Below are 21,431 nucleotides of genomic sequence, written 5' to 3' on the forward strand. Positions count from 1 at the left end.
GTCACTCCTATTGAGAAAATGTGGCTTTGACGAAGCCTTCGGCACGCCCGTCAGGACCTTCCGTCCGAGGCGCAGGCTTCACAGCATCTGGGAATGGCGGATTCGGATACGTGCCGGTTGGATCTGCGACATTGACCATGTCCGCAGTCAGATCGATCTCCGCGAGCACTGCCGTGACGTCCGGATAGAACGTTTCGTACATCTGCACACCCAGAGCAATCAACAATCCGCCGACATGCTGACTGCCTTCCGCAGTCATTTCGGTTTTCGTCTTGACGAACGGGAAGTCCTGCGCGAGCGCCCGAAGCGGCACGCTCTTGAAGATCGCTGCCTCAATATCGGCTTGGAGCCCCTCCAGAGCCAGAAGCACCTCGGGGCCCGAGTCTCCCGAAGCCTCTACGAGGATCTCGAAGACGCTCGTGGTATCGAACGAAGTCTGTCCGTTCTCCCCCTTCGATCGCTTCTCTTCGGTTCCGTAACGCACCTTGACGGCAGGAAGCCTGTCCGAGGTAACGTTCCAGTCGCCCGGGGAAAAGAGATTGATGCCTTGGATCGTCGCGAGAACCGACAGCAGGACAGCGCGAAATTCAGCTCTAGCGGTCGGATCAGACATCGCGTTGCCCCGTGACGTTTAGCATCAGGCGCGCGCCTCCCCGGCCGTCAGGATGAACTTCGCGCACTACCCATTGCTCGCCAGTACTTTTGACGATCAACTGATCGCCTTGCCGCGGTTGTACAGTCGCCGGAAACTGCGACAACTGGATGCCTAGCGTCGGTTGCGATGTTGAGACCATCGACCCCGTTTCGACATTGACGGCGAAATACGCTTTGTCGTATACGCCGCGAATCTCGAATGAGCCGCCGGTCGCAGGAAGGTATGTCACCTGTTCGCCGAAAACTCCCTGCAGAGGACCAATCACTAAGGCGTCCCAGTTGATAGGCATCAGGCCTCCGCGCGACCGCTTTGGAGCACTTCCGGACGCGTGCAGAGGTACAGCGGGTAGGAGTAGACCTCCATCTTCCACCACATGCGGCGGTCCCGATCGATGATCGGCAGGACGTAGACCGGCGCGCCAGGCTGGTTGATGAATTCGGCCGACTCGCCCGGAGCCAGAACCTCCTGGAAGATGCCCGGGGCATTCACCGGGAAGAACTTGACCTTGTCGTCCGGGATCTTGACGGTCACGTTGTCGTCCGAACCGCGGTAGTTCACCCAGGTGATACCGTCGAATTCGAATGATGCGAACGCGTCGCCGAAGGCGTCGTCGCGGATGTCACGCGCGCCTTCCCAGTTCAGGAACGTGCGGATCACGTCCGGGTGGTTCGCGAACTGGTCGTAGAACACGTCACCGCAGAGCGCCATGATCCGCGTCTGGTTCGTGAAGGCACCCTGAGCCTTTCGTGCCATCGCGCGCTTGATCCCGTTGATGATCGGGCGCAGGCTATTCGCCGTGCCGGCGGCCAGGTTGAAGCCGACCTCTTGCGCCTGGGCGATCTGGAATTCGTCGAACCAGTTATACAGAACCGATCCGTCCTTCGGATCGAGAACCATGCCCTGCACCGCCGCCAAGCGCAGATATTCCTTCGTGTACTCGACGCTCGCCAGAAGGCCGGTCGGGCCGGCGAGACGGCGCGCTACTTCGCGCTCGAGTTGCATCGGTACGGTCACGATCTGACCCGTCGGGCCTTCCGGGAACTCGCGGATGTTCTGGATTTCGTACGTGTGGATCGTGTCGTCGTGCATCAGACGCGGCACGTCGAAGTAGCGCATCTTGCGACGTTCGGTCGTGCGCTGCGTCCCTTCGGTGCCGCGCTCGCTGAACCCGATGAGCTTCAGCGTACCGGTACGCTCTTCCACCGACACTGCGGTGGTGCGAATCGGATTCTCGTCGAAGATATTCAACTGCCCCAGCGCAGCCGGTTGGTACGGGTTGCGCTGAACGCCCTGCGTCAGGGCCAGTGCGCTGAATGCGTCACCGTTGAAAATGTCAATGATTTCGCCAGCCATGGCTTGTTCCTTTCGGGAAAAAAGAAAAGCCGCCTTGCTGGCGGCCTCGGAATTGCGGAAATGAAAAAGCCGCCCGGAGGCGGCTTGTATGTCGGCTTAGCTGCTTATCAGCGTGGGACGATGCCCAGCGCCTTCAGCTGCGCTTGAGCTGCAGCGACAGCAGCGGCACTCATGCCCGCAGGCCAGACGAGTTCCGATGCGTTCACTTCGCACAGCCGGACGACGACCGCGCACGGCTTGTCGACGGTCGTAACGTCCTTCGTTGCGAAGAGGATGCCGGCCGGCACCTGCGATCCGTCCACGTTGGCGGGATCGAACGGCTTGTACTTGCCCGAGCCGGGCGCGACGGTGATCGCGAAACTGTCGGCCGGTGCGAACGCCGTGCCGCCGACCGTAATCGTGAACGAGAGTCCGCCGGCCTTGAATGCAACGCCGGTCGTGCCGTGACCGACTTCCGCGCCGGTCGGATCCGAGACGATGAAGTGGGTCGCATCGTCGAATTCGACCGTATAAACGCCAGCCTTCGCTGCATAGCCCGCAACGCTCAGGGAGCCGATCGTGCCATTGCCGACGTTTGCTCCGCCGGCGGCGGACGCGATGTTCGGATTGCCGGGAGCGTTCGTCGTCGTGAGCGCGAACGAATCGTTCGCGGCGAACGGCGTACCGCCGGCCGTGATCGTGAAGCCGATGCCGAGGCCACTGAACGGCGCGCCGACCGCGCCGACAGCCGTCTGACCGTCCGGAGCAGTGACGGTGAATGCCGTCGAGCTGGTCATCAGGACGTTGTACACGCCGATCATCGTCTCCGGCGCAGCCTGCGTCGTGACAGCGCTGACCGTACCATTGCCAGTATTCGTGCCGATCGCGGCAGCCGCAGCCGTCAGAGCCGAGGTGATCAACCCAAGCACGGTGCCGGCGAGAACCTTGACGCCGCCGGTCAGGACGCCCTGGTCGATCGACTGGTGTCCGTTCGCCGACGAGACGAGGAATCCGCCGTTGTGCCAGTTCTCCTGGAGCGGCGTATAGGTGGGGTTGCCCATGTTTCAGTTCCTTTCGAGGAAAAGTTGAAGATCAGCGACGGCGGGACGGGCTTGCAGCCTGGAGATTCTGGTCCCAGCGCGCAGCCAAGGCCTGCTGCTGGGATGGCTTGGGGCCACCGTCGGCACCAAGATTCGGATTGCGGGCGGCCCGATTGACGTGAGCCGCCGAGGCCGGTGCCGGCGTTGCCTCGAGCGTCGCGATCGCCTCGCTGCGCTTCATGCGCGTTTTGAAAGCCAGGGTGGCCGCGAGCACCGGATTGCGAGCCGCGGCGGGCGATGCGAAGATCGCGGCACAACGTGCGCGCTCGCGCTTGCGGGCACGAGCGGAGGCGCTCTTGCCCTGCATTTCCTCGTCATCGTCATCGGCTTCGAGGTCGCTGTCCTGGTCGTCCTCGCCGCGAGCGCTGGCCTCCTCTTCCTTTTTGCGCTCGTCCTCGGCCTTTCTGGCCTCCTCCTTCTCGCGCTCCTCTTCGGCCTTGCGCGCCTCCTCTTCTTCCTTGTCCTTCTCTTCCATGCGCTTGGCGTAGTCGTCGTCGGACTCGCCATCGCGCTGCTTGCGCTCGTCGTCTTCGTTTTCGGCGCGGGCCGCGCGGGACGACAGGCCGGCCAGATGGGCAAACGAAAGCCCGCGCGCCGCAAGGGTGCGAATGCTCATGAATGAACCTTTTGGGGTTTGGGAAATGTCAGCCCAGCTCGGCGAGCAGGGAACGGAACGCTTCGTCCGGCGCCATCACGGCGTCAGCGAAGCCGATCTCGACGCCATCGGCGCCGAGAAACGTGCCAGCCTGCGTGCCGCGCACTGTGGCTGCAGACAGCTTTCGATTGCGAGCGACTGTTTTCACGAACAGCTCGCCCATCGCATTGACGTCCGCCTGGTAGCGCCCGAGCGCTTCCTCGGACAGCGGGTTGAATTCGTTCCCGTCAGCCTTGCGATCGCCGTAATGGATCATCGTGACGGTGATCCCCTCTTTGGCGAGTGCCTTCGAGAAGTCCACGTGCGCGCAGATCACGCCGACGGATCCGGTCCCGCCGGTGCGCGGCACCGTGATCTTGTCGGCCGCGCTCGCGATCGCATACGCCGCCGAGTACGCGCTCTCCGAGAGCACCGCCCAGATCGGCTTCGTGCCCCGCGCGTTGTAAATCGCATCGACGAGATCAAAGCAGCCGGCCACCTCGCCGCCGCCACTGTCGATGTCGAGCATGATGGCGCGCACAGCCGAATCCTCGAGCGCGGTGCTCAAGTTGGCGCGAATGCCGTCATAGCCTGTCATACCGCACGTCGGCCGCATATAACCCGATTTCTGGACAAGCGTGCCAGTGATCGGGATGATTGCGACGCCACCCACGACATCGTAGTAGCGATAGTCGGGCTCGCTGTCATCCTCATCAAATCCGAATTCGCTCATCGCGAGCGATTCGCCGCTCGCGCGGAAAAGCTTCGTGATCCCGAAGCGATCGGCGAGCGCTGCCATCACCATCTCCGCTTTCGCAGGCGTGATAGCGAGCGGGGCATTGAAAAGCCGCTGTGCGAGAAACGGGAGATTGTTCATTGAGGTTGCGGTTCTTCTTCAGGGGACGCGGCCTTGGCCGCCGACTCTACTCCAGCCCAGCTCGGCGGCTTCATGCCGGCCCGCTTGAACGCATCCAGTTCGATCGCGCGCTGCGCCAGCACTTCTTCCCAGTCAAGCCCTTGTTCGGCGCATTCGCGCTTGAGCGTGGACAAACCAGCATCCATGCCGAGCACGGCGCCCTGCTTTTCCTTGACGGGATCGACCCAGCCACGCGCGACGCCGAGCCAGTCGCATCGGGAATATGCAGTCGGCGCTTCGATGAAATCCGGTGCATCGTTCGGCAGAACATCGTCGAGATCACCGCGCTCAATGGCTTCTTGAAGCCACGTCGCATATACGGGGGTAGCCGAGCCCATCTTGAACTCGGCACTGCGACGACTGAGCGTCTTCCAACTTTCGAGAAGCGCTGCGCGCGCGCTCGAGTAGTTGGTCTTGCTCCAGTCCTGCGTGATCTGCTCGGCCGATACACCCAGCGCCGCCGCGATCGACCGCAGCATTTCGTGCGCGAACTCCTGGAAGCCGCTGTGCGGATGCGCCGCAGCAACCTGTTCGATCTTTTCGCCAGGCGCCAGCGTCGGAATGCGCACACCATTGAGCATCGCCGGCCGTTCTTTCGACCAGTCGGCGCGGAGCTCCTGATAGAAGCCCATTTCCTGCTCACCGGCGTCCGCATCCATCGCGGCCTCGATCATTGCCGGGTCATACGGGCTCGTCACATACGTCCCGAAGATCGTCGCGACCGTAGCAGCTTGGAGCTCGACGCCATAGTAGCGAGCGAGCATCTTGGCGTGGGACAGCACGGGCGTGAAGATGCCGATGCCGCGGTGCTGCCCGGCACGATCGCGCTCGTAATCGTGGATGACGCGACGCCACCCATCCTCGTCTTCACGCTCGACGCGCTCCCACTCCATAGATTCGGTGGCGTTGTACGTGTCGTACGGCTGCGCTTTCCGGATGTGATATGCGAGCGGCACGCCATCGTCGTCGATCTCGACGCCGCCGCGCATGTACTTGGTGTCGACCGCGAGGTATGGATTCGATAGACGGTCGGGGTCGACCACCTGAAATGCTGTCGCAAATTGGGCGCCTCCGCGACCGACGCGCTCGGGCTTCCAATACGACACGAAGAGCGCCTCGCCGTCGATCAGCTTGTGGCGCAGCGCGAGCCGCATCTGCTGCGAAACGGTCAGCTGCCGCGACAAGTCGTTGTAACGACCAATATCCTCCGAGTAGCCTCGCCAGAGCGATTCGATCGCCTGGCGCATCTCGTTGGCCCAAGTCGCGTCGAACTTCTTGCTGAAGCGCGCTAGCGCGCGCCAATCCGGATTCGCGGACAAGCGCAGATGCGCGCCGACGGTATTGTCCAGAATTCGGGTAATGCCACCGTTCGCCCAACCATCATTCCGAGAGAGATCGCGCGAGCGTGCGACCATGCGATCGCGGAACTGATTGATCTCGGAATCCGGCGAACGGATATAGGGCAGCCAATTGCCCATTTCCGTCGTCTGGACGTTCGAGGCCTCGTACGGATATAGGCTCGAATACGGCGGAAGCATCACGCCAGGCGAAGGAGCGGAATCCGCGCGCGCACGACCGCCGGCAGGCAAATCCCCAAAGGGCTTACCCGAAGAGTCGACGATAAGGGATGGCATTAAAACAAGACCCTGCGTGCGCGTGGATAATGACAGGTGATTCCGAGTGCCTTCTGGAGCATCAGGATGCTGCGTTGAATCTTCATCATGTCGGTCGTTTGGTACGTGACCGACTTCGTGCCGTCGCCCTGGTTATAGGTGGCCGTCACGATCTTCTGCCCTGCGGACAGGTCGAAGAGAGCCGCCTGCAGCGCGGCCAACCTCGACTGCATGTCCGCAGTGCTCATTCCATCCGTGATAGCCATTGCTTTCCTATGCGAGGCGGTTCGTCAACTTTTTACTGACGGGCTTGTTCTGCCCCGCCGGCGTTGCTTGCGCGGCAGGCGGTGCGACCGACGCCGGCCCATGCGCCGGCGCTGATGCAGGCACAGGCACCCATGACTGCTGCGTGGCGTCATATTCAAGCGGCATAGCAACCAGGTCCGCGCGCTTGTTAAGCTTGAGTCCGAGATGAGTCAGCCCGCAGAGTGCGGCGTACGCGTAGACACGGCAGTCCAACGCCTCATTCGCGCGACCAGACGGCAATTCCCACACTCGATATTTCTGGCCGCCAGAAACCTTCACGACGGATCTCTCCGACGTCAGCTGCTCGAAATAGCCGATGTCCCGATCGCTCGGGAAGTGCATGTATCCCGGCCCCGTCTCGATGACGTGAAGCCGGTTGCGAATGGTGTCTTTTGCCGTGTTGACGCCGATGATCACTGGTCGGAACGAGGCTTTTGTGCGGCGCGACGGCTTTTTCACCGGCCACACCGGATTGCGCTTCCCGCTGACTGCCGACTCGCCCTTGATCGCCCACACCTTCCGACCGAGGCGCGCCTTCGAAAAGTCGTAGACCTTTTGCGTATGGTGGCCGCCCGAGTCGATGCAAACCGCCATTGCCTCAAACGGCCGGCCGTCCGCACGGCGCCAGATCTGGTCGAGGAACGCATCGAGCCGCTCCCACGGCTCCGGCGTTTCCATGTCGCCCTCGATGACCTCGTAGTCGATCGACCAGCTTTCCTCGTTGCGGCCCCAGCCGACGACCTCAATCTCGAAGCGATAATCCTGAACGTCGACGCCGACGGTAACGACGGCGACGCCATCGGGAACCTGCGCCGCCCACTTCTCGCCGCGCGCAACGAGCGCCTCGAGGCTCAGCGCCTTTCCGGAGTTCGGTCGATAAGGCAGACCGGCCTGCGTGTTCCACCAGGTCTGCTTCTTCTCTTCATCGCCAGCCGCGTCAAGCCACTTCTTGGCGATGTCGGACGGCTTGTCCTTCTGCCAGGGGCTATAAAGCTTGCTCGCTTGAAAGCCGGCATGCTCGTTGTCGACCTTCCATTCGCCGCACTCCGGGCACTTGGCACGATATACCGCGTGGCGGTCGCTCTCCCACCAGTCCCAGACGGCTCCTATCGCGGCCTCGGTCGTCGCCTCGCGCGAGTCTTCCGGGCCCCGCCATGCGCGCTCGTAGTCATCAAGCGGAGAATGTCTTGAGCCGCAGCATTCGAACGGTCGCGTCTGATGCCAGCGCGCAGTCTGCAGCGCGCGCAGTCGGTCACCTTCGGACCAGACCTGACCGCACGATTCGCAAGAGATACGTGCGGTCTTCGGGAAGTGCTCGACAACTTTGCCACTGTCGTCGCGACGCTTATCCCAATCGACGTGCTTGAAGAAATCCGGGAACATGCGATGCCCGCAATGCGGGCAAGCGATCGACGCGCGACGCTGGTCGGATTCCTTATAGCTGCCTTCGATTCGGCTCTCGTCCTCGACCGTCGGAGAGCAAGCGCGGATCGAAAGCCAGTTCACACCGAATGTCGCCGTCCGCTCTTCGGCCAGCGCAATCGGCTCACCTTCGCGCGTCACCGGATACTTGTCGACCTCGTCGGCGAGGATGACACGCACCGGACGGCGCGCGAGGTTGTCGGGGCTGCCGGCACCCGCCAACGCCAGAAAGCCGCCGGGGAACGCCTTGAACAACAACGTTTCGTCAGAATTTCGCGTCTTACTCGTGCCGACGATCTCGCGCAGCGCGGGCGTCACGCGGATCAGCGGGCTGATCCGTTCCTTGCTGAACTGCTCTGCCGCATCCTCTTTCGGCTGCAGCAGCAGGATCGGGCACGGATCGAGATGGGCGAAGTACCCAAAAACGTTCTCGAGCAGCGCCGTCTTCAGCAGCTGCGTGCTCACCATCGTCGTGACGACGTGCACGCCAGGCTCGGTGACGGCAAGCATCGGGCCGCGCGCAACCTCGACGGTCGACGTCTCCCAGTTCCCCGACGTACTGCCCGCCTCTTTCGCGAGCTTTCGGTAGCGGTCCGCCCACTCCGGCACGCTGATCCGTGGCGGCGGCGTCCACGCGCGGCGGACAGCCGAGCGAAGCCGGTTAGCCTTCTCGCTCGGAGAAATTGGCTTCGGGCTCGCCGAGCTGGGCGATTTGCTTGTGGACATGCGCGGTTAGAGCCTCGACAACTCGGTCGGCCTCGACGCCCAGATCGGCTGCCAACAGCGGACCTACTCTGGTCGGCCAGTTAAGCCACGCATCGCGCTGCGCCCGGAACTCCTCGAAGAGGATTGCAGTTGCGGTCTCCAGGTCAACGAGTGAACCGGACTTCTGTTCGAACTCGAGCTGCCGCAGCAGCGCAAGGTAGTTTTCCTTCTTCGCAAGCGCGTCCGCGTAGCCCAGCATCTCGACGCCGGAATCGAGAATTCGATTGGCCGCATCGGCCGCCGATTCGCCGTCCCGAACCTCGAAACTCTCATCGGTTCGCACCCGCCGCGAACTGCGAACCGAGTGCGAACCCTGCGAACCGGGGTTCGCACTTTGGTTCGCACTGTTCGCACCTGCGACATTGCCTTCGCGCCACGCTGTTCCGACGAGCGCCGAATCGATCGATTTGTCGTCGAAGGCCTTGAGCCTATTGAGTTTCAGCGCTTTCCGGACCAGCGTGTCTGACACGCCTTCGCGACGCGCGAACTCGCGAATTGAAATGCCCTGGGGCATAGGTGCGAACCCCTTTCGAACTTCATCGCTGGGGAAAATTCGCGGTGCGCAGTGCCCGCGGCGTCAGAAGGGGGGCGGAAGGACCCGCCGGCCGGCAGGGCGCCCTCCCTCCGTTGCGAGAACGCAACAAACGATGCCAAAACGTATCATTTCCGCAACATTTCAGAGTTTCGCGGTCGCGATGGCCTGTCGCATGGCCAAGTCGAACTCGCTTTCGAACGTTTCATCGACGATCTCGAAGGCCCGCTCGCCAAATTCGAGGTGCTGGCGCACCGGACGGGCGTCGCCGAATCGAATAAGTAGCTTGAGATGCCCGCGAGGGTCAGCTGTGCGCACAACCGCGCCACGCCTCCCTCGGACCTTCGTGACCCGCACCGACGGTGGTCTCTGCCAGACCCCGCCAATTGTTTCGCCGGACGACGTCTTGATGCTCCCGATGAATACATCGGGCCGAGCCTGCAATCGCTTGAGCGCAGTCTTACTGAAGTTGCCGTACTGATTGAGAAGTGACTTGTCCTTCGGGTTGAGCCACGTCTTCCCCGATCCAAGCAGCTTGTGATCGCCACCAAACTCATACGGCGCCAGGTAAGCAGCCGCGATGTCCTTCACAAACACCCGCGCCTCTAGGTCGCTTTTGCGCGCCCCCTTCACAGCAACCGAATTGACGGTGAAAGGCGTCGGCCGGTCGAAGACCTCAGGCATCGCGTCTTTCTCGGCCGCTTGGGCCTTTTTCGCTACCGCAGTCAATGCGATGGCGGTGGCGAATGGAAGCTGGTCCCGCTCAAGCGCCGTCAGCGACCTCCTCAGTCTCGCGATGTCGTCGCCGACACTGATGTCGAACATTGCACGCGCCTCATTTCAGCCATGCAGCCGGCAACACGTCCGCACCGGGATCGGCTGCGTAAAGCGGGACATCAATCACCATCCTCGAGGGAGAGCCCGGCGGGAACGCCGTCACTGTCACGAGCGCGATCGAACCTTCCGGAAGCAAAGCCGCGTCGATGGTCGCATCCGCGATGATCGCGGCGACCTTACGCGTGCCGTTCTGCCAGATCGATGAGCGCACAAACGCGATTTCGGCCAACAGGCCGTCGATGCTGATGCCCGGCGCATTTGCTTCGGCCTTCTTCGGGGAACGCGCCATTCGAGCACCACAAATGAGAAAGGCCCGGCGCACCGGGCGAAATGCCGACATCATCGACATGGAGGAGACACGATCACCCTGAACGAAGCGGCCAACCTGTTCGCCGCTCGGCCGCGCTCGGCCAGCCATGCCGGCAGTCTGCCGCTTCGTTCAAGACGAAGAAATGCAAAAAGCCCGCGGTCTCTCGGCTCGCGGGCTTTCAGTGGGCGCACTGACCCGGGACAAATTCTGTCGAAAAAAAAGAAGGGATGCAAGCATTATTTACGCGTGGGCGCGCGCGAGGCGATCACACGATGAGCCTTTTTAATCTTGCTCGCTATATTCGGCGCGGGATTGAGGCGCATTGTTCGCCACTTTTTCGCCACTTACTTCTGGGTTTTCCATTGCCTCAAGACCGGCGTCCTGAGCGATGCGCCGCTGCGCGCGCTCGACAAGCTCCATGTTCACTTCGAGGTAGGCCATCGTCGTATTGACGCTCTTATGCCGCAACGCGCGCTTGATCATGTGAACCGGTGCTCCTTGCTCGCTCAGCAGCGTGGCGAACGTGCCACGCAGCCGGTGGGCAGTGATGTGCCCTACACCGCATTCTGCGTTCGCTGCGAGCATGGCTTTCCGCGTGAAGCCTGATCGACATGCCTCCCCGTCCGCTCGGCAGACAATCAACCCAGAGGACTTGCGGACGGCGGCCAGATAGCTATACAGCCAGTCCGGTACGGGCACCGGGTCGGCCTCGCGCCCCTTTGTAATGCCCGGCGTGTATGTATGGCGCTCCCAATCCATCCATTCCCAGCGTGCCGTGATTGTCTCGATCTCGCGAAGCCCGATGCCAAGCATCAGACGCACAGCAATCGAGACCGGCCCGCGCATGCCGCTATATTCGTCGACGGCGGCAAGCCATTTTGTTGCGTGGGGAACGGGAAGGATTTCGCGCGGCCGCTTCTGGACCTTCAACAGCCTCACAGACCATGGCAGCGCCGGGATCATCTTGCGCCGCATCGCCCATCTGCATAGCAACTTCAGCACGTTTAGCCACTGGTTGGCGCTCGCCGGCGCGTGCGTTTTCAGATAGTCAAGGCGAGCCTGTTCCACAAGCTCCGTGGTCAGATCACAAAGCTCGACGTCAGCCAAGTCGAAGAGGTGAAGTCGCCCGAACGTCTCGACGATCTTTGCGTGCGAAGCGCTCACGGTCGGCCTATGCACCTCGAGCCATAGCACCACGAGTTCGCGCAACGTTGGCACGTCCTCGTCACCCCTCGACCAAAGCTTCGCGCGGTTGTACGCCTTATTGGCGACAGTGTCGGCCCTGTGTTTGACGACTTCCCGGGTACTCCGCTGCACCCGGGCGCCATTGATTTGAAACCGGTAATGCCAAACCTTACCAACCTTGAACAGCTGATAGCTCAAAGGACCTCCCTTCAAGCGGACGAAGCGACCTTTATGAGGCGACGCGCGATGAGCATGGGCAGCAGCCGTTCCTTCGCGGCCTGATATGTAGCATGCTGATCGCCAGCGCGATTGCTGCTCCAGACCTGATGCCCGCATTCTTTGTTGCGCATGCTTGTCGAGATCGCCGCACGCTGGTCGGCCGGAAGGACGTCGACGCAGAGTTGAACCTGCTCCGACTTCGCGTCGTCGAGCCATTGATCCGTGGCTTCATCGTCTTCCTCGTCGGTCGTTGGCGTGACATAGCCGCGGCAGGTTCGGTCTTCCGGGCGATAGAAGTGCGACAGCTTCTCGGCGTGCGATTGCCGAATCTGCCATTGATACCAAGTCAGCAAGAGTTCTTCGATTTGTTGGCTCTGATCGGGCGTCATATTCATCCTGTCGTCGTATCTCACGCAGCGTTTTCCATACTTCCTGCCTTTCCTGCAGACCATCCGCACGCCGCCGAATGGGTCTATCCGTTCAACTGCATGAGCGCAGCCGGTGCATCGAGAGCCTTCACGTCGTTCGAGCACCTTCAGAGGGTCGCCATATTCCCAGCGCCGCAGTTCGCTCATTCGTACGCCACCGCGGTGCCGGTTTCGCCGAACAAGGCGATCGCGGCTTCGTCGCGCATCGGCTTCGCGCCACGCAGGAGGTTCCCTTTCTTCTGGTGGTAGCGCTCGCGCTGACGCGCCGCCTGTGCACGGCGATATCGAACGCTCTTCGATTTCTTCCGGTAGTAGCGACGTGAGGCCTCCGTGCTCGAGACGGTTTTCGGTCGCGGCGCATCCACACCGGCACCCCATGCCCAGATCTCGGCCGCATAACCGTCGGTTCCAGACCGCTCCGCGTAGTCATGGATATGCATGAAGGCCCGGTGGGTGCGAATGAAGCGCGCGATCGTCGATGGTGAGGCGATTTTCAGAGCCTCGATCTGCGCGCGTGTCGATGGTGCCGCAATGATGGCGTCGCGAATCCGCGCGCCCGTCGTGTTCTCCGCGAACTGCGGCCGGGCTGTTTCGTGCCGATTGGGAAGGCCCATATCGTGCGCCTTCGCCTCGATGGCACCCTGAGTTCGACCAGGGAATCGGTCCACCCACGTCTTGATTGGGTCGGGCTTCTTCCACCAGTAGCGCAGACGCATCTTCTCCGTATGGGACCAATCGCAATCACGCGGCGGCCGCTTACTCATCGTGGTTCTCCTGTCCTTCAGAAATGCCCATGCGGCGATCTCGAACCAGCTTCCAGCGCGCATAGCCTGCGTCGAAGGCGGCCACCTTCCGCTCCCGGGGCGCGCCGCCCTGGTCGAGCCATGTGTGGCACGCGAGGCATGCCGGAAGCGTGAATTCGTTTTTCGCTTTCAGCCCCAATCCCTTCCCGTGCTTTCCCTGGTTCGAATGCGCAGGGACGACAGTCGGGTCGGCCCAGTCAGTCCATGGGCACATCACATTGAGGTAGCAAGGTTGGCCGGCGCACGCGGCGAGGTATTTCGCGCCTTCTTCGACGGTCGGCTTCCGGATGCGGCGCTTGATTGCTGCGCGGTGCTTCAGCGTCGATGCCGGCGCGAGCGAGCTGAACGGTGATTTCGATTTCTTGGCGAAGCCCGTGCGGGCCATCGGCGACTTGCGTTCGAGCGGCTTCGAGCGCTTCAGCATGCCCAGCCCTCGCTCGTCAGCCTCAGGTGGTCGACGCCGTCCGGGAAGACCGGAAACGATGCCTTCCGGTTGAAGTGCGACGGGACGCTGAGCTGAACCGCGCCGCCATCCCGGCGCGGCCATCCATCCGGTGCTTCGATCCAGCCCGGCAGTCGCGCATACGCGAGATAGGCGGTCGCGCGCGCGCGCCGCCGAGCGCGGTGGCGCATCCACGGCCCGCTGGAGCGCATCCGGATCAACTCCGTGACGTCCAGCTCGACCACGCACGGCGTGCGGCTGCGCTGCGGCATGCCGTAGACCGTGAATTCCGGCGGGATGATGAACGTCAGGCGCATTGCTGCCGGCGCTCCATGAACTCGACGAGCTCGGCCGCCATGAAGATCGGCAACGACAGCGTGAGCGCGATGTGGTGCTCGAGGCGCGCGCCCTTCGACTGTTCCCAGCCGGCCAGCATCGCGATTCCGTCGCACGTCACCAGCTCGCGGATGTCGGCCTTCATGCACTCGCGCCAGGGCATCGCCATGTCCGCGTTGATCTCGGCAGGATTGACCACAACGAAGCCGAGCGCGCGCAGACGCTTCGCCTCGGCGCGGAAGACCGGGAAATTCAGTTCCGGATAGCCCGTCATCGGGCCGGCGAGGTAGAGTCGCATGCGCGCAGCCCCCGGTCAGTTGCCCGTGACTTCGTCGGCGTCGGCCGGCGAGAAGTCGACATACACCTCGGCACCGAGCCGGAACTGGCGTGCCGCATCGTCGTTCACGGTGCTCAGCGAGATCTGGCCGCCCGGCGTCGCAGCGTAGAAACGCTCGTTCTCGTCCGAACCGGACGTCACCGGCTGCAGCTGAATATCGTGAATCGAACCCTTCTGCTTGTCCCAGTGCTCGCGCTGGCTCAGCTGCGTCACCTTGAACTTCGCTCGTACCTTCGTCATTTCATGCTCCTGGTTGAGGTTGTCACCAGCTGCGGCCGGTGAGGTCTTCCACGCGCCAGCCGTGGCGGCCGTCACGCTGAATTGCAATGAATCGATACGGGTATTGCTCGGCCGCGATCTTCGTCTTCGCGCGCGCCTTGTCCGTCCAGCGGCCTTTCACCTCGTGGTATTCGGTCTGGCCAGCGGCATTGATCACCGTGAAGTCGGGGGTATAGAACGTTTTGTCGGCGAGCCGGAGCTTGTGCCCTTCGAAGCGGAACCAGAGGATCTCGCCGACGTGCAAGCGCGCCGCCAGCACCTCGGCGTACGCGGCTTCCGTCTTGTTCATGCGGCCCGTGGGCAGCCGGCCGAGCTGCTGCATACGCTCGACCGGCGACGGAGCGACGAGAGAGCGAACGCTTTCCATTTCCACCGCGCGCATCGCGTCCGTGCGGGCGACATACTCGGCGGTCACGCTGAAAGCAGTGGCGCGATCGACGAGCCCTACGTCATGGACCTGCGCCGTGCCAATGCGGCCGTTTTCGATCGCGCTCGCGGGAAGACGGATGGCTCCCTTGCTCACGGTTGCGTCCTGCGACCAGCTTGCGGCTGCGGAATCGTGAGCGGCGCGAGGGCACCGGGATAGCCGGAAAGATCCACTATGATCTTCACGGAGGGCTGGGCGACGTTGAACCAGTCCGCGAGGTTCACGCGCGACCACTGGCCAAGCGCGTACGCATCAAGATCGGACTCTGGCGAAATATGCAGCGTGCCGTCAGCGAGGATGGTGGCCTTCATGCCGGCACCTCGTCGCCGTATCTCGATTTGACGTAGCAGCGCATCGCCGCGATGAGAGCTGTGGGGCCGAAAGCCGTCGGACCATCCGTCGTAAGCTCGCCGCCGGCCCAGCTTTCCGGCCTCCATAGCGCGACCCATTCGTCGCCTTCGGCGTAAGTCGCGATCCGCTCGCGTTCGATGATCCGGCCGCCGATCCGCCCGTCGCGCGATGGCCAATACGGCAGATCCGTGCCGAGTTTTGCCTTCACTGCTGCAATCACTTCGGCATCGATACGTCGTCCCTTGAACTCTTCCAGTTCGGCGCGGCAGACCCAGATATCGAGCTGGTCACAAATCAGGTCGCTGACTTTCATGCTGCACCTCGCGCGATCCGCGCCTGCAGCTCGGCGATAGATTTCGGGCCCATGTAGACCGTATCGCCACCGACTTGGTAGATCCGGTTCTCGGTACCGAAGAACTCGAGCATCCAGGCATTGAGCCCGCTGACGAACTCAGCCGGCATCAGCTCGGCGAAGCGAGTCGATACCGTCATCTTCGGCAAGTCGTCGAGCGTCGGGTCTTCGATGATGCGGAGAGCACCGAACACGTGCGCGGAATTGATCATGATGCGTAGTCGTCCGTGGGGAGGAGTTCTTCGCCAAGCTGCGCTCGAACCCATTCGTAGAACCGCTGGGAGCCCGATTTCTCGGCGTGCTTGAGAACGAAGTCGATCCACGGCCCGCGGCCGCTCGCCTTCGCGACAAGAACGCGGTAACTCGGGGTCGGCTCGTCAGCGTGGCGGCCACGGAAGCCGATCATCGCGGCGTGCGCTTCGACGGCTTCTGCCGATTGCCACCATTCGGCGTCAGCGGCCTGTGCGGCTGCCTCGGCCTGCGTCGGCGGCAGCGGATCCTGCCAGCGGCGTTGGTTGAGGTACGTGAGCGGTGCCGGCTCGTATCCGTCGCGCCATGGCTGCGTCAGCTTCATGGCCAGCGTGTGCGCGACGATCAGCTCGACGTGCTCGTCGAGGCCCGCGCGCCGCCAGCGCTTCTCGCATTCAGCCTTCGCGACCCGCCGCGGCGTGTGTGGCCATGCGTCCCACCAGCGCTCAAACGGGCTGAGCTTGCTTTCGCCTTTCACGGCAACACTCGTCGGCGGCGCAGCCGGCGACAAGGGGGTAAGGGGGTTCTTCTCTGCTGTAGTCTCTGTAGTAGTCTTTCCTTCGTTAACGAAAGCGGGAATCGCCGCTTCGGGAACGCTAGGTTTCCGCGTTCCCGAATCACTGTTTCCCGCTTCCGCGAACGCGAGATTCCCGCTTTCCCGAACGTCAGATTCCCGCTTTCCCGAACGCGACTTTCTCGCTTTCGGGAAAGCGACTTTCTCGCGTTCGGCATCGTTGCCGCCTGCCGGGTTACTCGCGCGCTCCTCCATCAGGCGTTCGAGGACGTCCAGGTCGAGCTTGTAGAACATCCGGTGCTCTAAGCGGATGTGCTGCTCGGACAGCACGCCGCGGGCCTTCAAGGCCTTGCGCGCAGTCTCCTGCTCTGCGCGCGACATGCCCGTCTCGCTGCGCAGCTCTTCGACGGTCTTATGCACACCGCGCTCGTCCGGCGCGCGCTTCGACCAGTAGTACAGCTGGCAGAACAGCACTGCGGCGTTCACGCCGCCCAGCGGGCCGGCGAGCGCCGGATAGTACGCAACCGGATGACCGACGTTTTCGAGGAATTCCGAAAGCTTCATCGTGTGACGCCCCGCCATACGAAATCGCCCTTGTCCTCGACAATCGCCGGCTCGTCTGCCTTGCACGCGCATTCGAGGCCGACCAGGTTGTCAGCTATGGGACGCCAGAAGTTGCGCACGCGGCCGTTCGGCACGTGGTTGTCCTCTTCCGCCTCGAGCAGATCGAACGCGGCCAGGACGAAGACCGCATCGGCGCTCGTACAGCGCGCGGGCCCTTCCATCGTCTGGAGGCTGATGCTGACGTGATACTCGGGGCCCTTGCTGATACCACCTTCGGGCGCAGCAACCTCGACTGCGCTGATCACGTAGAGGCGCGACGCACGGTGGAACCAGCACTCGCCTTCGTAGCCGAGCGTGACCTCGCGCGCCGCCGGTCCCATAAACTTCCACCCGTCCGCCTTCGGGCGCCGGGGCTTGATGACGGATTCGATCAATTGAGCGGCCCCACGGTGACGCGGTAGCGCGGCTCGCCGTCGACGATCAGCGACTCGACGCGGCCGGCCGCCTCGAGCAGCTTCAGCTGGTCGCGCACGCCGCTGTCGGACAGGCCGCACATGAACGCGAGTTTGCGCACCGTGGGCGCGCATTCCCCGGTCGATTGCTTCGCGAGGTGCGCGAGGGCGAGCAACACGATCTTTTGGTTCGAGCGCAGCTCGACGTCCCAGGCTTGATTCGAAAGGTGGAACGACATCAGGCAGCCTCCTCGATCGTCATCTGACGGTGGTCAATGGTCTGCACCGGCTCCGCGACCCCGCCGAGAACCCATCGCAGCGCCTCGGCGCGCTCGCCGCGGCTCTGCTCCAGTTCCCTGAGGATCTCGGCCTTCGACTTCATGCGCGGCCCGGCAGAGAGCACGGCGCGCTGCGCGCGGGCGCGAGCGTGGCCAGCCTTCCCTTCCGCCGCGGCGATCAGCTGTCGGACCTTCGCGCGCTGCTCGTCGGGCTTCATCCTCGAAAGGCGCACGGCGGCCGTCACGGTGATCTGGTCGGCTTCGAGTGCGTCCCGCACGTCGGCACAGCACTCGAGCAGCCGCAGCTGCTGCTTGACCGTCTGCGGATCGACGCCGAAGTGGATCGCGATCGTTTCCTCGTCGTTGCCGAGGTCCTGCATCCGCTGCATCTTCTCGGCTCGGTTGATCGGCGAGTCCTGGCGGCGGATCTCGTTCGCGGACGCCATCATCCCGGCCAGGCTGCCCTTGTCCGCCCGCTTCGGGAGTGCCGGCACGAGGATCGGCTCTTTCCCGAGCGCATGCAGGCGGCGATTCGCCTCGCGCGCGTTGATCACGCGCCGCCGGCCGTCAACCACGATCACGTCACCCGTCTCCGGATCCTTGTGGATCAGGATCGTTTCCAGCACGCCGAGCGCCATGATGTTGCGCACCGTCGGCTCGTCGGGTGGCAGATGCACGCGGCGGTCGTAAAGCGGATGGGCCGGATCGAGGATCAGCACCAGGTCTTCGGGATCGAAATACAGCACGTTGCTCTTGCCGCGAGCGCCGTATGCGTCGATAGAGTTCTTTGCCACCGTTCCTCCAGGGATGGTCAGGCGGCAGCCGCCTCGGGCTGCCAGTTGCGATCCGCGAAGTCGGGATCGCCGAGAGATCGGACCGAACCGTCCATGCGGTGCCAGCAGTACAGCGAACCGCGGCGGTGCCGGAACCAGTAGCCGGCACAACAGCACGCCATCGCGCGCGTGTTGCGCTTCTGCATCCATGGGTCGATTCGGAAGTCGCGTTTCCCGCAGCGGTTGCATTGCGGCTGACGGGCGTACTCGTCGGGGCGCATCTTCAGCACCCGGCGAGCATCGCAATGGCGGCAGCGGCAATGGAACCGAGCCATGTCAGGCGTGCAGGACGAGGAAAACGGAAAGGAAGCCGGCGAAGACCGCAACCAGCTGCAGCCGGATGTGCCGACGCACCGGGAAGAAGGCGCAGACCATCAGTGCGCATGCGCTCGCCTGGAGCACGACGTCGACGAACGATTTCACGTGAAACATTAGGACTCCTCCACGCCATGCGTCCCAATCTGTCCCTGCTTCGGACGTCGCTCGAACTCGATCACGACCGGGTGCAAAGCGCCATAGGCGCTGCGAAGCACATGAATTCCGAGGTACTCGGGGGTTGAGACGCCCTGCTCTGCAGCCTTCGTCGCGAGGTCTGCGGCTTCGGCCAGCGGCAGGAGGATCGGCTGTTCCACCGAGCCGCCCGTCATGCACGCACCCGCGGGCCAATCTGTCCCACATCGGCACTGACGCCGACAAGGCGCGGAGGCAAAGTGCCTACAACGCCAAGCAGCAACAGGCGCGTGATACGTGCCAGAGCGGCCGCGTCAGAGTCGATACCGTGTAGAGCCTTGAACGTCTGCATCGCGTCGTACTCCTCGTCGGTCAGCCTTGTTTTCACTTCGTTCTTGTACTCGGCACGTTTGGACATGACGATCACCTTCATTGCTAGAAAATGCGAAAAACTTCTCTTCTGTTATTGACGTCCCGCGCCGCCAACGAGCGGCATGGCCGGAACGACTCCCTGTGCTACTGCAACTGCGAACCGCTCCAGTTCCGGTGCGGCAAAAATGGTGACGCGGACATCCATCTGCAGCTTGCCGCCGGCCTTCACCTCTTTTCCTTCGCCAGTACGGATCGAGAAAAGTCCGTCTCGTACGGCGCCGTCGTCGAAAACGAAGGCCATAACGTCATCCACGAGCTCCGGCCAGCGGCCGATCGCATCGGTGAGTTCGTCAATCACGCACTGCAGCTTTCTTGCACCCATTGCACCGCCTCAACCTTCGAAATGGTGAGTGCACTCACCCGCGTCAGAGTTGGGCTGGCCGCCATCCGCCCCACCTGCGCGGACGAATGCCCAGTCAACGCGATCGTTCAGTCCTTCGCACCGCACGCCGACAGCCCGCTCGATCCGCGGGCAATGCTCAGCAGGCACGCGACCCTGCCGCCGCCATTCTTGGATCACGCGATAGCTGGACAGGCCGAGCACGCGTGCCATCTCGGCCAGCGAGTCGAACTTTCCAATCGCCTCTTCCAAGGCGTCGTTTCTGAGTGGTGTCGCAGTTGAGTTCATGCGACGCATTCTATACTGGAAAAACTAGCAATGCCAAAAAATATACTAGAAACTCCTGCGGTGACACTAGAAAACCTAGCGGCTAGCATCCGCGGGATGAACATTCATATGCGAATCAGAGAAAAGCGCTTGGCCCTGGGCCTATCAATGGAAGCGCTCGCCGAGATGGTCGGCGTCCGGGCCTGGCAGACGGTCCAGCAATGGGAAAGGGAGGACGGGGGAACCGCGCCGAAGCGCGATCGCCTTAACAAGGTGGCCGAAGCACTTCGAACAACCCCTGAATATTTGCTGTTCGGAAAACCTCCTGCGGTCCCTGGAGGGAACGACGAGAAGGAAGCCCCAACGGAGGCGTCGCGCCAGATGGCAGTTATGGCCCTCGGGAGCGCGGAGAACAGTTGGACTGCGAACGTCGAAAGGCCGGATGCAAAAGCCTTTCTATTTCTGGTGCCGGACGACCGAATGGCGCCCCGCTATTTGCCGGGCGACTATGCAATCATCGAACCGGAAATTACGCCGGAAGTTGAAGACGATGTACTTGTAGGATTCGTCGACGGGCGCGTTGCACTCATGCGACTGCTTTCGCGCCGCGGCGGAATTCGCCTCGGCACATGGGGAGATCAGGCAGCGGCGTCCTTCGAAGCGAAGGACATTGCATGGATGCACTATGCGTCAGGGTTCATTCCTGCCAGGAAGGTGACGCGTACTTGATCGGCTAGGGCTGTCGTGGATCAACGGCTCGTATCAATTCACGACAGACTGCAATTTCTTGAAGCAACCTGGCGGCCCCGTCAGTCTGGGACGCGGCATTCAAGATCGGCCACGCCGCCTCCATCACAACATCCGCACGGCGAACTATTCCGCGCAGCAAATCGAGCTGCTGGCGATTCGCCTCGAGCAGCTCCGCTTCCCGCGTATTGAGTCTCGCCAGTATCGTCGCTGCCTCGGCCGGCTTCAGGCTGTCTTGGAGGCGGCCGATGATTTCAGCATTCATCGACTTCCCACCACTCTCCGCTGCTAAGCGGATCGCGGCATGCAGCTCGCGCGGCAATCGCAATGCGGTCTTGATGAAGTCGTCTTGGGTAGCCATGCGCGGATTCTACCCACCAATGCCCCTAATATGCCACTAAATTAGTGCTGCCTTCAAATTGGTGGCAAACTACGCCTTATCTCGCCGCTTTGTGAAGGCGTTTTGGGGACAAAAATGAAGGCTGAAGTGAAGATGCAGGTTCGGTTGCCAACCGAGATCCGTGACGCGCTCGCACAGGACGCAAAGAATAATGAACGCTCAATGAATGGGCAGATTATTGCCATTTTGAAGGAGCATTTCAGAGCGGCAGGGCTTACGAAGGAGCCGATCGAACTCGCGCCGCCCCGCCGCAATTAGCTGCAGGTGCCGGAAAGGCATCTAGCTTCACTATGGGGTGGCCATGTCCGCTGGGAGTGATATGGC

At 62.4% G+C, this 21,431-nt stretch carries 35 protein-coding genes; 2 read left to right on the forward strand and 33 right to left on the reverse strand.

What is annotated here, in order from left to right; genetic code table 11:
• Window positions 1-7: 7 nt before the first annotated feature.
• The 32 genes from U4Z31_RS09490 to U4Z31_RS09645 form a co-directional block, all read right to left on the reverse strand.
• Window positions 8-613 carry a hypothetical protein gene (locus U4Z31_RS09490; protein ID WP_321810074.1) on the reverse strand — a complete coding sequence of 202 codons (606 nt, stop codon included), beginning with the start codon at window positions 611-613 and terminating at the stop codon, window positions 8-10.
• Complete coding sequence (locus U4Z31_RS09495; protein ID WP_321810075.1) at window positions 606-944, reverse strand: hypothetical protein; 339 nt, start codon at window positions 942-944, stop codon at window positions 606-608. The genes U4Z31_RS09490 and U4Z31_RS09495 overlap by 8 nt, the downstream gene beginning before the upstream one ends.
• Window positions 944-2,008, reverse strand: a complete 1,065-nt coding sequence (locus U4Z31_RS09500) for a major capsid protein (protein WP_321810076.1) — start codon at window positions 2,006-2,008, stop codon at window positions 944-946. The genes U4Z31_RS09495 and U4Z31_RS09500 overlap by 1 nt, the downstream gene beginning before the upstream one ends.
• 107 nt (window positions 2,009-2,115) lie before the next feature.
• Window positions 2,116-3,048, reverse strand: a complete 933-nt coding sequence (locus U4Z31_RS09505) for a head decoration protein (RefSeq protein ID WP_321810077.1) — start codon at window positions 3,046-3,048, stop codon at window positions 2,116-2,118.
• Window positions 3,049-3,079: 31 nt separating this feature from the next.
• The gene (locus U4Z31_RS09510) at window positions 3,080-3,703 is read right to left on the reverse strand and encodes a hypothetical protein (RefSeq protein ID WP_321810078.1); all 624 of its coding nucleotides are present in this window, start codon (window positions 3,701-3,703) and stop codon (window positions 3,080-3,082) included.
• Between the two features lie 28 nt (window positions 3,704-3,731).
• A complete protein-coding gene (locus tag U4Z31_RS09515; protein WP_321810079.1) occupies window positions 3,732-4,598 on the reverse strand; it encodes a S49 family peptidase in 867 nt (288 codons plus the stop codon).
• A complete protein-coding gene (locus U4Z31_RS09520) occupies window positions 4,595-6,115 on the reverse strand; it encodes a phage portal protein (protein ID WP_321810080.1) in 1,521 nt (506 codons plus the stop codon). The genes U4Z31_RS09515 and U4Z31_RS09520 overlap by 4 nt, the downstream gene beginning before the upstream one ends.
• Window positions 6,116-6,270: 155 nt before the next feature.
• Entirely contained in the window at window positions 6,271-6,516 is a 246-nt protein-coding gene (gene gpW, locus U4Z31_RS09525) for a gpW family head-tail joining protein (protein WP_321810081.1), read from the reverse strand.
• A 7-nt stretch (window positions 6,517-6,523) separates the two neighbouring features.
• Complete coding sequence (locus U4Z31_RS09530; protein WP_321810082.1) at window positions 6,524-8,704, reverse strand: phage terminase large subunit family protein; 2,181 nt, start codon at window positions 8,702-8,704, stop codon at window positions 6,524-6,526.
• Window positions 8,640-9,257, reverse strand: a complete 618-nt coding sequence (locus U4Z31_RS09535; protein WP_321810083.1) for a hypothetical protein — start codon at window positions 9,255-9,257, stop codon at window positions 8,640-8,642. Before U4Z31_RS09535 ends, U4Z31_RS09530 begins: the two co-directional genes overlap by 65 nt.
• Window positions 9,258-9,419: 162 nt before the next feature.
• Window positions 9,420-10,100, reverse strand: a complete 681-nt coding sequence (locus U4Z31_RS09540; protein ID WP_321810084.1) for a hypothetical protein — start codon at window positions 10,098-10,100, stop codon at window positions 9,420-9,422.
• Window positions 10,101-10,110: 10 nt separating this feature from the next.
• Entirely contained in the window at window positions 10,111-10,461 is a 351-nt protein-coding gene (locus U4Z31_RS09545) for a hypothetical protein (protein WP_321810085.1), read from the reverse strand.
• Window positions 10,462-10,704: 243 nt separating this feature from the next.
• Entirely contained in the window at window positions 10,705-11,805 is a 1,101-nt protein-coding gene (locus U4Z31_RS09550) for a site-specific integrase (RefSeq protein ID WP_321810086.1), read from the reverse strand.
• 11 nt (window positions 11,806-11,816) lie between these two features.
• The gene (locus tag U4Z31_RS09555; protein WP_321810087.1) at window positions 11,817-12,401 is read right to left on the reverse strand and encodes a hypothetical protein; all 585 of its coding nucleotides are present in this window, start codon (window positions 12,399-12,401) and stop codon (window positions 11,817-11,819) included.
• Window positions 12,398-13,018 carry a hypothetical protein gene (locus U4Z31_RS09560; protein WP_321810088.1) on the reverse strand — a complete coding sequence of 207 codons (621 nt, stop codon included), beginning with the start codon at window positions 13,016-13,018 and terminating at the stop codon, window positions 12,398-12,400. The genes U4Z31_RS09555 and U4Z31_RS09560 overlap by 4 nt, the downstream gene beginning before the upstream one ends.
• Window positions 13,011-13,478 (reverse strand): hypothetical protein, encoded by a 468-nt coding sequence (locus U4Z31_RS09565; RefSeq protein WP_321810143.1) that lies wholly within the window; start codon window positions 13,476-13,478, stop codon window positions 13,011-13,013. The genes U4Z31_RS09560 and U4Z31_RS09565 overlap by 8 nt, the downstream gene beginning before the upstream one ends.
• Window positions 13,475-13,816 (reverse strand): hypothetical protein, encoded by a 342-nt coding sequence (locus U4Z31_RS09570; protein WP_321810089.1) that lies wholly within the window; start codon window positions 13,814-13,816, stop codon window positions 13,475-13,477. The genes U4Z31_RS09565 and U4Z31_RS09570 overlap by 4 nt, the downstream gene beginning before the upstream one ends.
• Window positions 13,807-14,133: a DUF4406 domain-containing protein gene (locus U4Z31_RS09575; RefSeq protein WP_321810090.1), complete on the reverse strand. Its 327-nt coding sequence runs from the start codon at window positions 14,131-14,133 to the stop codon at window positions 13,807-13,809. The genes U4Z31_RS09570 and U4Z31_RS09575 overlap by 10 nt, the downstream gene beginning before the upstream one ends.
• Before the next feature lie 15 nt (window positions 14,134-14,148).
• Window positions 14,149-14,412 carry a hypothetical protein gene (locus U4Z31_RS09580; RefSeq protein ID WP_321810091.1) on the reverse strand — a complete coding sequence of 88 codons (264 nt, stop codon included), beginning with the start codon at window positions 14,410-14,412 and terminating at the stop codon, window positions 14,149-14,151.
• A gap of 22 nt (window positions 14,413-14,434) precedes the next feature.
• Entirely contained in the window at window positions 14,435-14,974 is a 540-nt protein-coding gene (locus U4Z31_RS09585) for a hypothetical protein (protein ID WP_321810092.1), read from the reverse strand.
• Window positions 14,971-15,189, reverse strand: a complete 219-nt coding sequence (locus U4Z31_RS09590) for a hypothetical protein (RefSeq protein ID WP_321810093.1) — start codon at window positions 15,187-15,189, stop codon at window positions 14,971-14,973. The genes U4Z31_RS09585 and U4Z31_RS09590 overlap by 4 nt, the downstream gene beginning before the upstream one ends.
• On the reverse strand, window positions 15,186-15,542 hold the full coding sequence (locus U4Z31_RS09595) for a phage protein NinX family protein (RefSeq protein ID WP_321810094.1): 357 nt from the start codon (window positions 15,540-15,542) through the stop codon (window positions 15,186-15,188). Before U4Z31_RS09595 ends, U4Z31_RS09590 begins: the two co-directional genes overlap by 4 nt.
• A complete protein-coding gene (locus U4Z31_RS09600) occupies window positions 15,539-15,793 on the reverse strand; it encodes a hypothetical protein (protein WP_321810095.1) in 255 nt (84 codons plus the stop codon). Before U4Z31_RS09600 ends, U4Z31_RS09595 begins: the two co-directional genes overlap by 4 nt.
• On the reverse strand, window positions 15,790-16,908 hold the full coding sequence (locus tag U4Z31_RS09605) for a hypothetical protein (protein WP_321810096.1): 1,119 nt from the start codon (window positions 16,906-16,908) through the stop codon (window positions 15,790-15,792). Before U4Z31_RS09605 ends, U4Z31_RS09600 begins: the two co-directional genes overlap by 4 nt.
• The gene (locus tag U4Z31_RS09610; protein WP_321810097.1) at window positions 16,905-17,342 is read right to left on the reverse strand and encodes a hypothetical protein; all 438 of its coding nucleotides are present in this window, start codon (window positions 17,340-17,342) and stop codon (window positions 16,905-16,907) included. The genes U4Z31_RS09605 and U4Z31_RS09610 overlap by 4 nt, the downstream gene beginning before the upstream one ends.
• Window positions 17,339-17,599 (reverse strand): helix-turn-helix domain-containing protein, encoded by a 261-nt coding sequence (locus U4Z31_RS09615; protein ID WP_321810098.1) that lies wholly within the window; start codon window positions 17,597-17,599, stop codon window positions 17,339-17,341. The genes U4Z31_RS09610 and U4Z31_RS09615 overlap by 4 nt, the downstream gene beginning before the upstream one ends.
• Window positions 17,599-18,432 carry a hypothetical protein gene (locus U4Z31_RS09620; protein WP_321810144.1) on the reverse strand — a complete coding sequence of 278 codons (834 nt, stop codon included), beginning with the start codon at window positions 18,430-18,432 and terminating at the stop codon, window positions 17,599-17,601. Before U4Z31_RS09620 ends, U4Z31_RS09615 begins: the two co-directional genes overlap by 1 nt.
• Before the next feature lie 315 nt (window positions 18,433-18,747).
• Window positions 18,748-18,894, reverse strand: a complete 147-nt coding sequence (locus U4Z31_RS09625; protein WP_321810099.1) for a hypothetical protein — start codon at window positions 18,892-18,894, stop codon at window positions 18,748-18,750.
• Between the two features lie 8 nt (window positions 18,895-18,902).
• Window positions 18,903-19,118, reverse strand: coding sequence for a hypothetical protein (locus tag U4Z31_RS09630; RefSeq protein WP_321810100.1), 216 nt, complete (start codon window positions 19,116-19,118; stop codon window positions 18,903-18,905).
• Complete coding sequence (locus U4Z31_RS09635; RefSeq protein WP_321810101.1) at window positions 19,115-19,354, reverse strand: hypothetical protein; 240 nt, start codon at window positions 19,352-19,354, stop codon at window positions 19,115-19,117. The genes U4Z31_RS09630 and U4Z31_RS09635 overlap by 4 nt, the downstream gene beginning before the upstream one ends.
• A 30-nt stretch (window positions 19,355-19,384) precedes the next feature.
• Window positions 19,385-19,675 carry a hypothetical protein gene (locus tag U4Z31_RS09640; RefSeq protein WP_321810102.1) on the reverse strand — a complete coding sequence of 97 codons (291 nt, stop codon included), beginning with the start codon at window positions 19,673-19,675 and terminating at the stop codon, window positions 19,385-19,387.
• A 9-nt stretch (window positions 19,676-19,684) separates the two neighbouring features.
• Window positions 19,685-19,981: a transcriptional regulator gene (locus U4Z31_RS09645; RefSeq protein ID WP_321810103.1), complete on the reverse strand. Its 297-nt coding sequence runs from the start codon at window positions 19,979-19,981 to the stop codon at window positions 19,685-19,687.
• A 96-nt stretch (window positions 19,982-20,077) separates the two neighbouring features.
• Here U4Z31_RS09645 and U4Z31_RS09650 point away from each other — a divergent pair, with 96 nt between their 5' ends.
• The gene (locus U4Z31_RS09650) at window positions 20,078-20,689 is read left to right on the forward strand and encodes a helix-turn-helix domain-containing protein (protein ID WP_321810104.1); all 612 of its coding nucleotides are present in this window, start codon (window positions 20,078-20,080) and stop codon (window positions 20,687-20,689) included.
• Between the two features lie 4 nt (window positions 20,690-20,693).
• Here the strand turns inward: U4Z31_RS09650 and U4Z31_RS09655 are convergent, their stop codons facing one another.
• Window positions 20,694-21,068: an Arc family DNA-binding protein gene (locus U4Z31_RS09655; protein ID WP_321810105.1), complete on the reverse strand. Its 375-nt coding sequence runs from the start codon at window positions 21,066-21,068 to the stop codon at window positions 20,694-20,696.
• A 114-nt stretch (window positions 21,069-21,182) separates the two neighbouring features.
• Between U4Z31_RS09655 and U4Z31_RS09660 the strand changes: the two genes are divergently transcribed.
• The gene (locus U4Z31_RS09660; protein WP_321810106.1) at window positions 21,183-21,365 is read left to right on the forward strand and encodes an Arc family DNA-binding protein; all 183 of its coding nucleotides are present in this window, start codon (window positions 21,183-21,185) and stop codon (window positions 21,363-21,365) included.
• Window positions 21,366-21,431: the final 66 nt, after the last annotated feature.

Origin of the sequence: Burkholderia sp. BCC1985, assembly GCF_905339915.1 — a bacterium.
Classification (GTDB): Bacteria; Pseudomonadota; Gammaproteobacteria; order Burkholderiales; family Burkholderiaceae; genus Burkholderia.

Bases quoted from the DNA above. Each gene is read 5' to 3' on its own strand.
- U4Z31_RS09605 (WP_321810096.1), bottom strand. From the start codon at position 16,908: ATGAAGCTTTCGGAATTCCTCGAAAACGTCGGTCATCCGGTTGCGTAC.
- U4Z31_RS09510 (WP_321810078.1), bottom strand. From the start codon at position 3,703: ATGAGCATTCGCACCCTTGCGGCGCGCGGGCTTTCGTTTGCCCATCTG.
- U4Z31_RS09495 (WP_321810075.1), bottom strand. From the start codon at position 944: ATGCCTATCAACTGGGACGCCTTAGTGATTGGTCCTCTGCAGGGAGTT.
- U4Z31_RS09635 (WP_321810101.1), bottom strand. From the start codon at position 19,354: ATGAAGGTGATCGTCATGTCCAAACGTGCCGAGTACAAGAACGAAGTG.
- U4Z31_RS09630 (WP_321810100.1), bottom strand. From the start codon at position 19,118: ATGACGGGCGGCTCGGTGGAACAGCCGATCCTCCTGCCGCTGGCCGAA.
- U4Z31_RS09540 (WP_321810084.1), bottom strand. From the start codon at position 10,100: ATGTTCGACATCAGTGTCGGCGACGACATCGCGAGACTGAGGAGGTCG.
- U4Z31_RS09560 (WP_321810088.1), bottom strand. From the start codon at position 13,018: ATGAGTAAGCGGCCGCCGCGTGATTGCGATTGGTCCCATACGGAGAAG.
- U4Z31_RS09600 (WP_321810095.1), bottom strand. From the start codon at position 15,793: ATGATCAATTCCGCGCACGTGTTCGGTGCTCTCCGCATCATCGAAGAC.
- U4Z31_RS09590 (WP_321810093.1), bottom strand. From the start codon at position 15,189: ATGAAGGCCACCATCCTCGCTGACGGCACGCTGCATATTTCGCCAGAG.
- U4Z31_RS09535 (WP_321810083.1), bottom strand. From the start codon at position 9,257: ATGCCCCAGGGCATTTCAATTCGCGAGTTCGCGCGTCGCGAAGGCGTG.
- U4Z31_RS09500 (WP_321810076.1), bottom strand. From the start codon at position 2,008: ATGGCTGGCGAAATCATTGACATTTTCAACGGTGACGCATTCAGCGCA.
- U4Z31_RS09515 (WP_321810079.1), bottom strand. From the start codon at position 4,598: ATGAACAATCTCCCGTTTCTCGCACAGCGGCTTTTCAATGCCCCGCTC.
- gpW (WP_321810081.1), bottom strand. From the start codon at position 6,516: ATGGCTATCACGGATGGAATGAGCACTGCGGACATGCAGTCGAGGTTG.
- U4Z31_RS09520 (WP_321810080.1), bottom strand. From the start codon at position 6,115: ATGGGCAATTGGCTGCCCTATATCCGTTCGCCGGATTCCGAGATCAAT.
- U4Z31_RS09545 (WP_321810085.1), bottom strand. From the start codon at position 10,461: ATGTCGATGATGTCGGCATTTCGCCCGGTGCGCCGGGCCTTTCTCATT.
- U4Z31_RS09580 (WP_321810091.1), bottom strand. From the start codon at position 14,412: ATGACGAAGGTACGAGCGAAGTTCAAGGTGACGCAGCTGAGCCAGCGC.
- U4Z31_RS09650 (WP_321810104.1), top strand. From the start codon at position 20,078: ATGAACATTCATATGCGAATCAGAGAAAAGCGCTTGGCCCTGGGCCTA.
- U4Z31_RS09490 (WP_321810074.1), bottom strand. From the start codon at position 613: ATGTCTGATCCGACCGCTAGAGCTGAATTTCGCGCTGTCCTGCTGTCG.
- U4Z31_RS09555 (WP_321810087.1), bottom strand. From the start codon at position 12,401: ATGAGCGAACTGCGGCGCTGGGAATATGGCGACCCTCTGAAGGTGCTC.
- U4Z31_RS09660 (WP_321810106.1), top strand. From the start codon at position 21,183: ATGAAGGCTGAAGTGAAGATGCAGGTTCGGTTGCCAACCGAGATCCGT.
- U4Z31_RS09615 (WP_321810098.1), bottom strand. From the start codon at position 17,599: ATGTCGTTCCACCTTTCGAATCAAGCCTGGGACGTCGAGCTGCGCTCG.
- U4Z31_RS09645 (WP_321810103.1), bottom strand. From the start codon at position 19,981: ATGAACTCAACTGCGACACCACTCAGAAACGACGCCTTGGAAGAGGCG.
- U4Z31_RS09640 (WP_321810102.1), bottom strand. From the start codon at position 19,675: ATGGGTGCAAGAAAGCTGCAGTGCGTGATTGACGAACTCACCGATGCG.
- U4Z31_RS09575 (WP_321810090.1), bottom strand. From the start codon at position 14,133: ATGCGACTCTACCTCGCCGGCCCGATGACGGGCTATCCGGAACTGAAT.
- U4Z31_RS09595 (WP_321810094.1), bottom strand. From the start codon at position 15,542: ATGAAAGTCAGCGACCTGATTTGTGACCAGCTCGATATCTGGGTCTGC.
- U4Z31_RS09530 (WP_321810082.1), bottom strand. From the start codon at position 8,704: ATGTCCACAAGCAAATCGCCCAGCTCGGCGAGCCCGAAGCCAATTTCT.
- U4Z31_RS09570 (WP_321810089.1), bottom strand. From the start codon at position 13,816: ATGCGCCTGACGTTCATCATCCCGCCGGAATTCACGGTCTACGGCATG.
- U4Z31_RS09655 (WP_321810105.1), bottom strand. From the start codon at position 21,068: ATGGCTACCCAAGACGACTTCATCAAGACCGCATTGCGATTGCCGCGC.
- U4Z31_RS09505 (WP_321810077.1), bottom strand. From the start codon at position 3,048: ATGGGCAACCCCACCTATACGCCGCTCCAGGAGAACTGGCACAACGGC.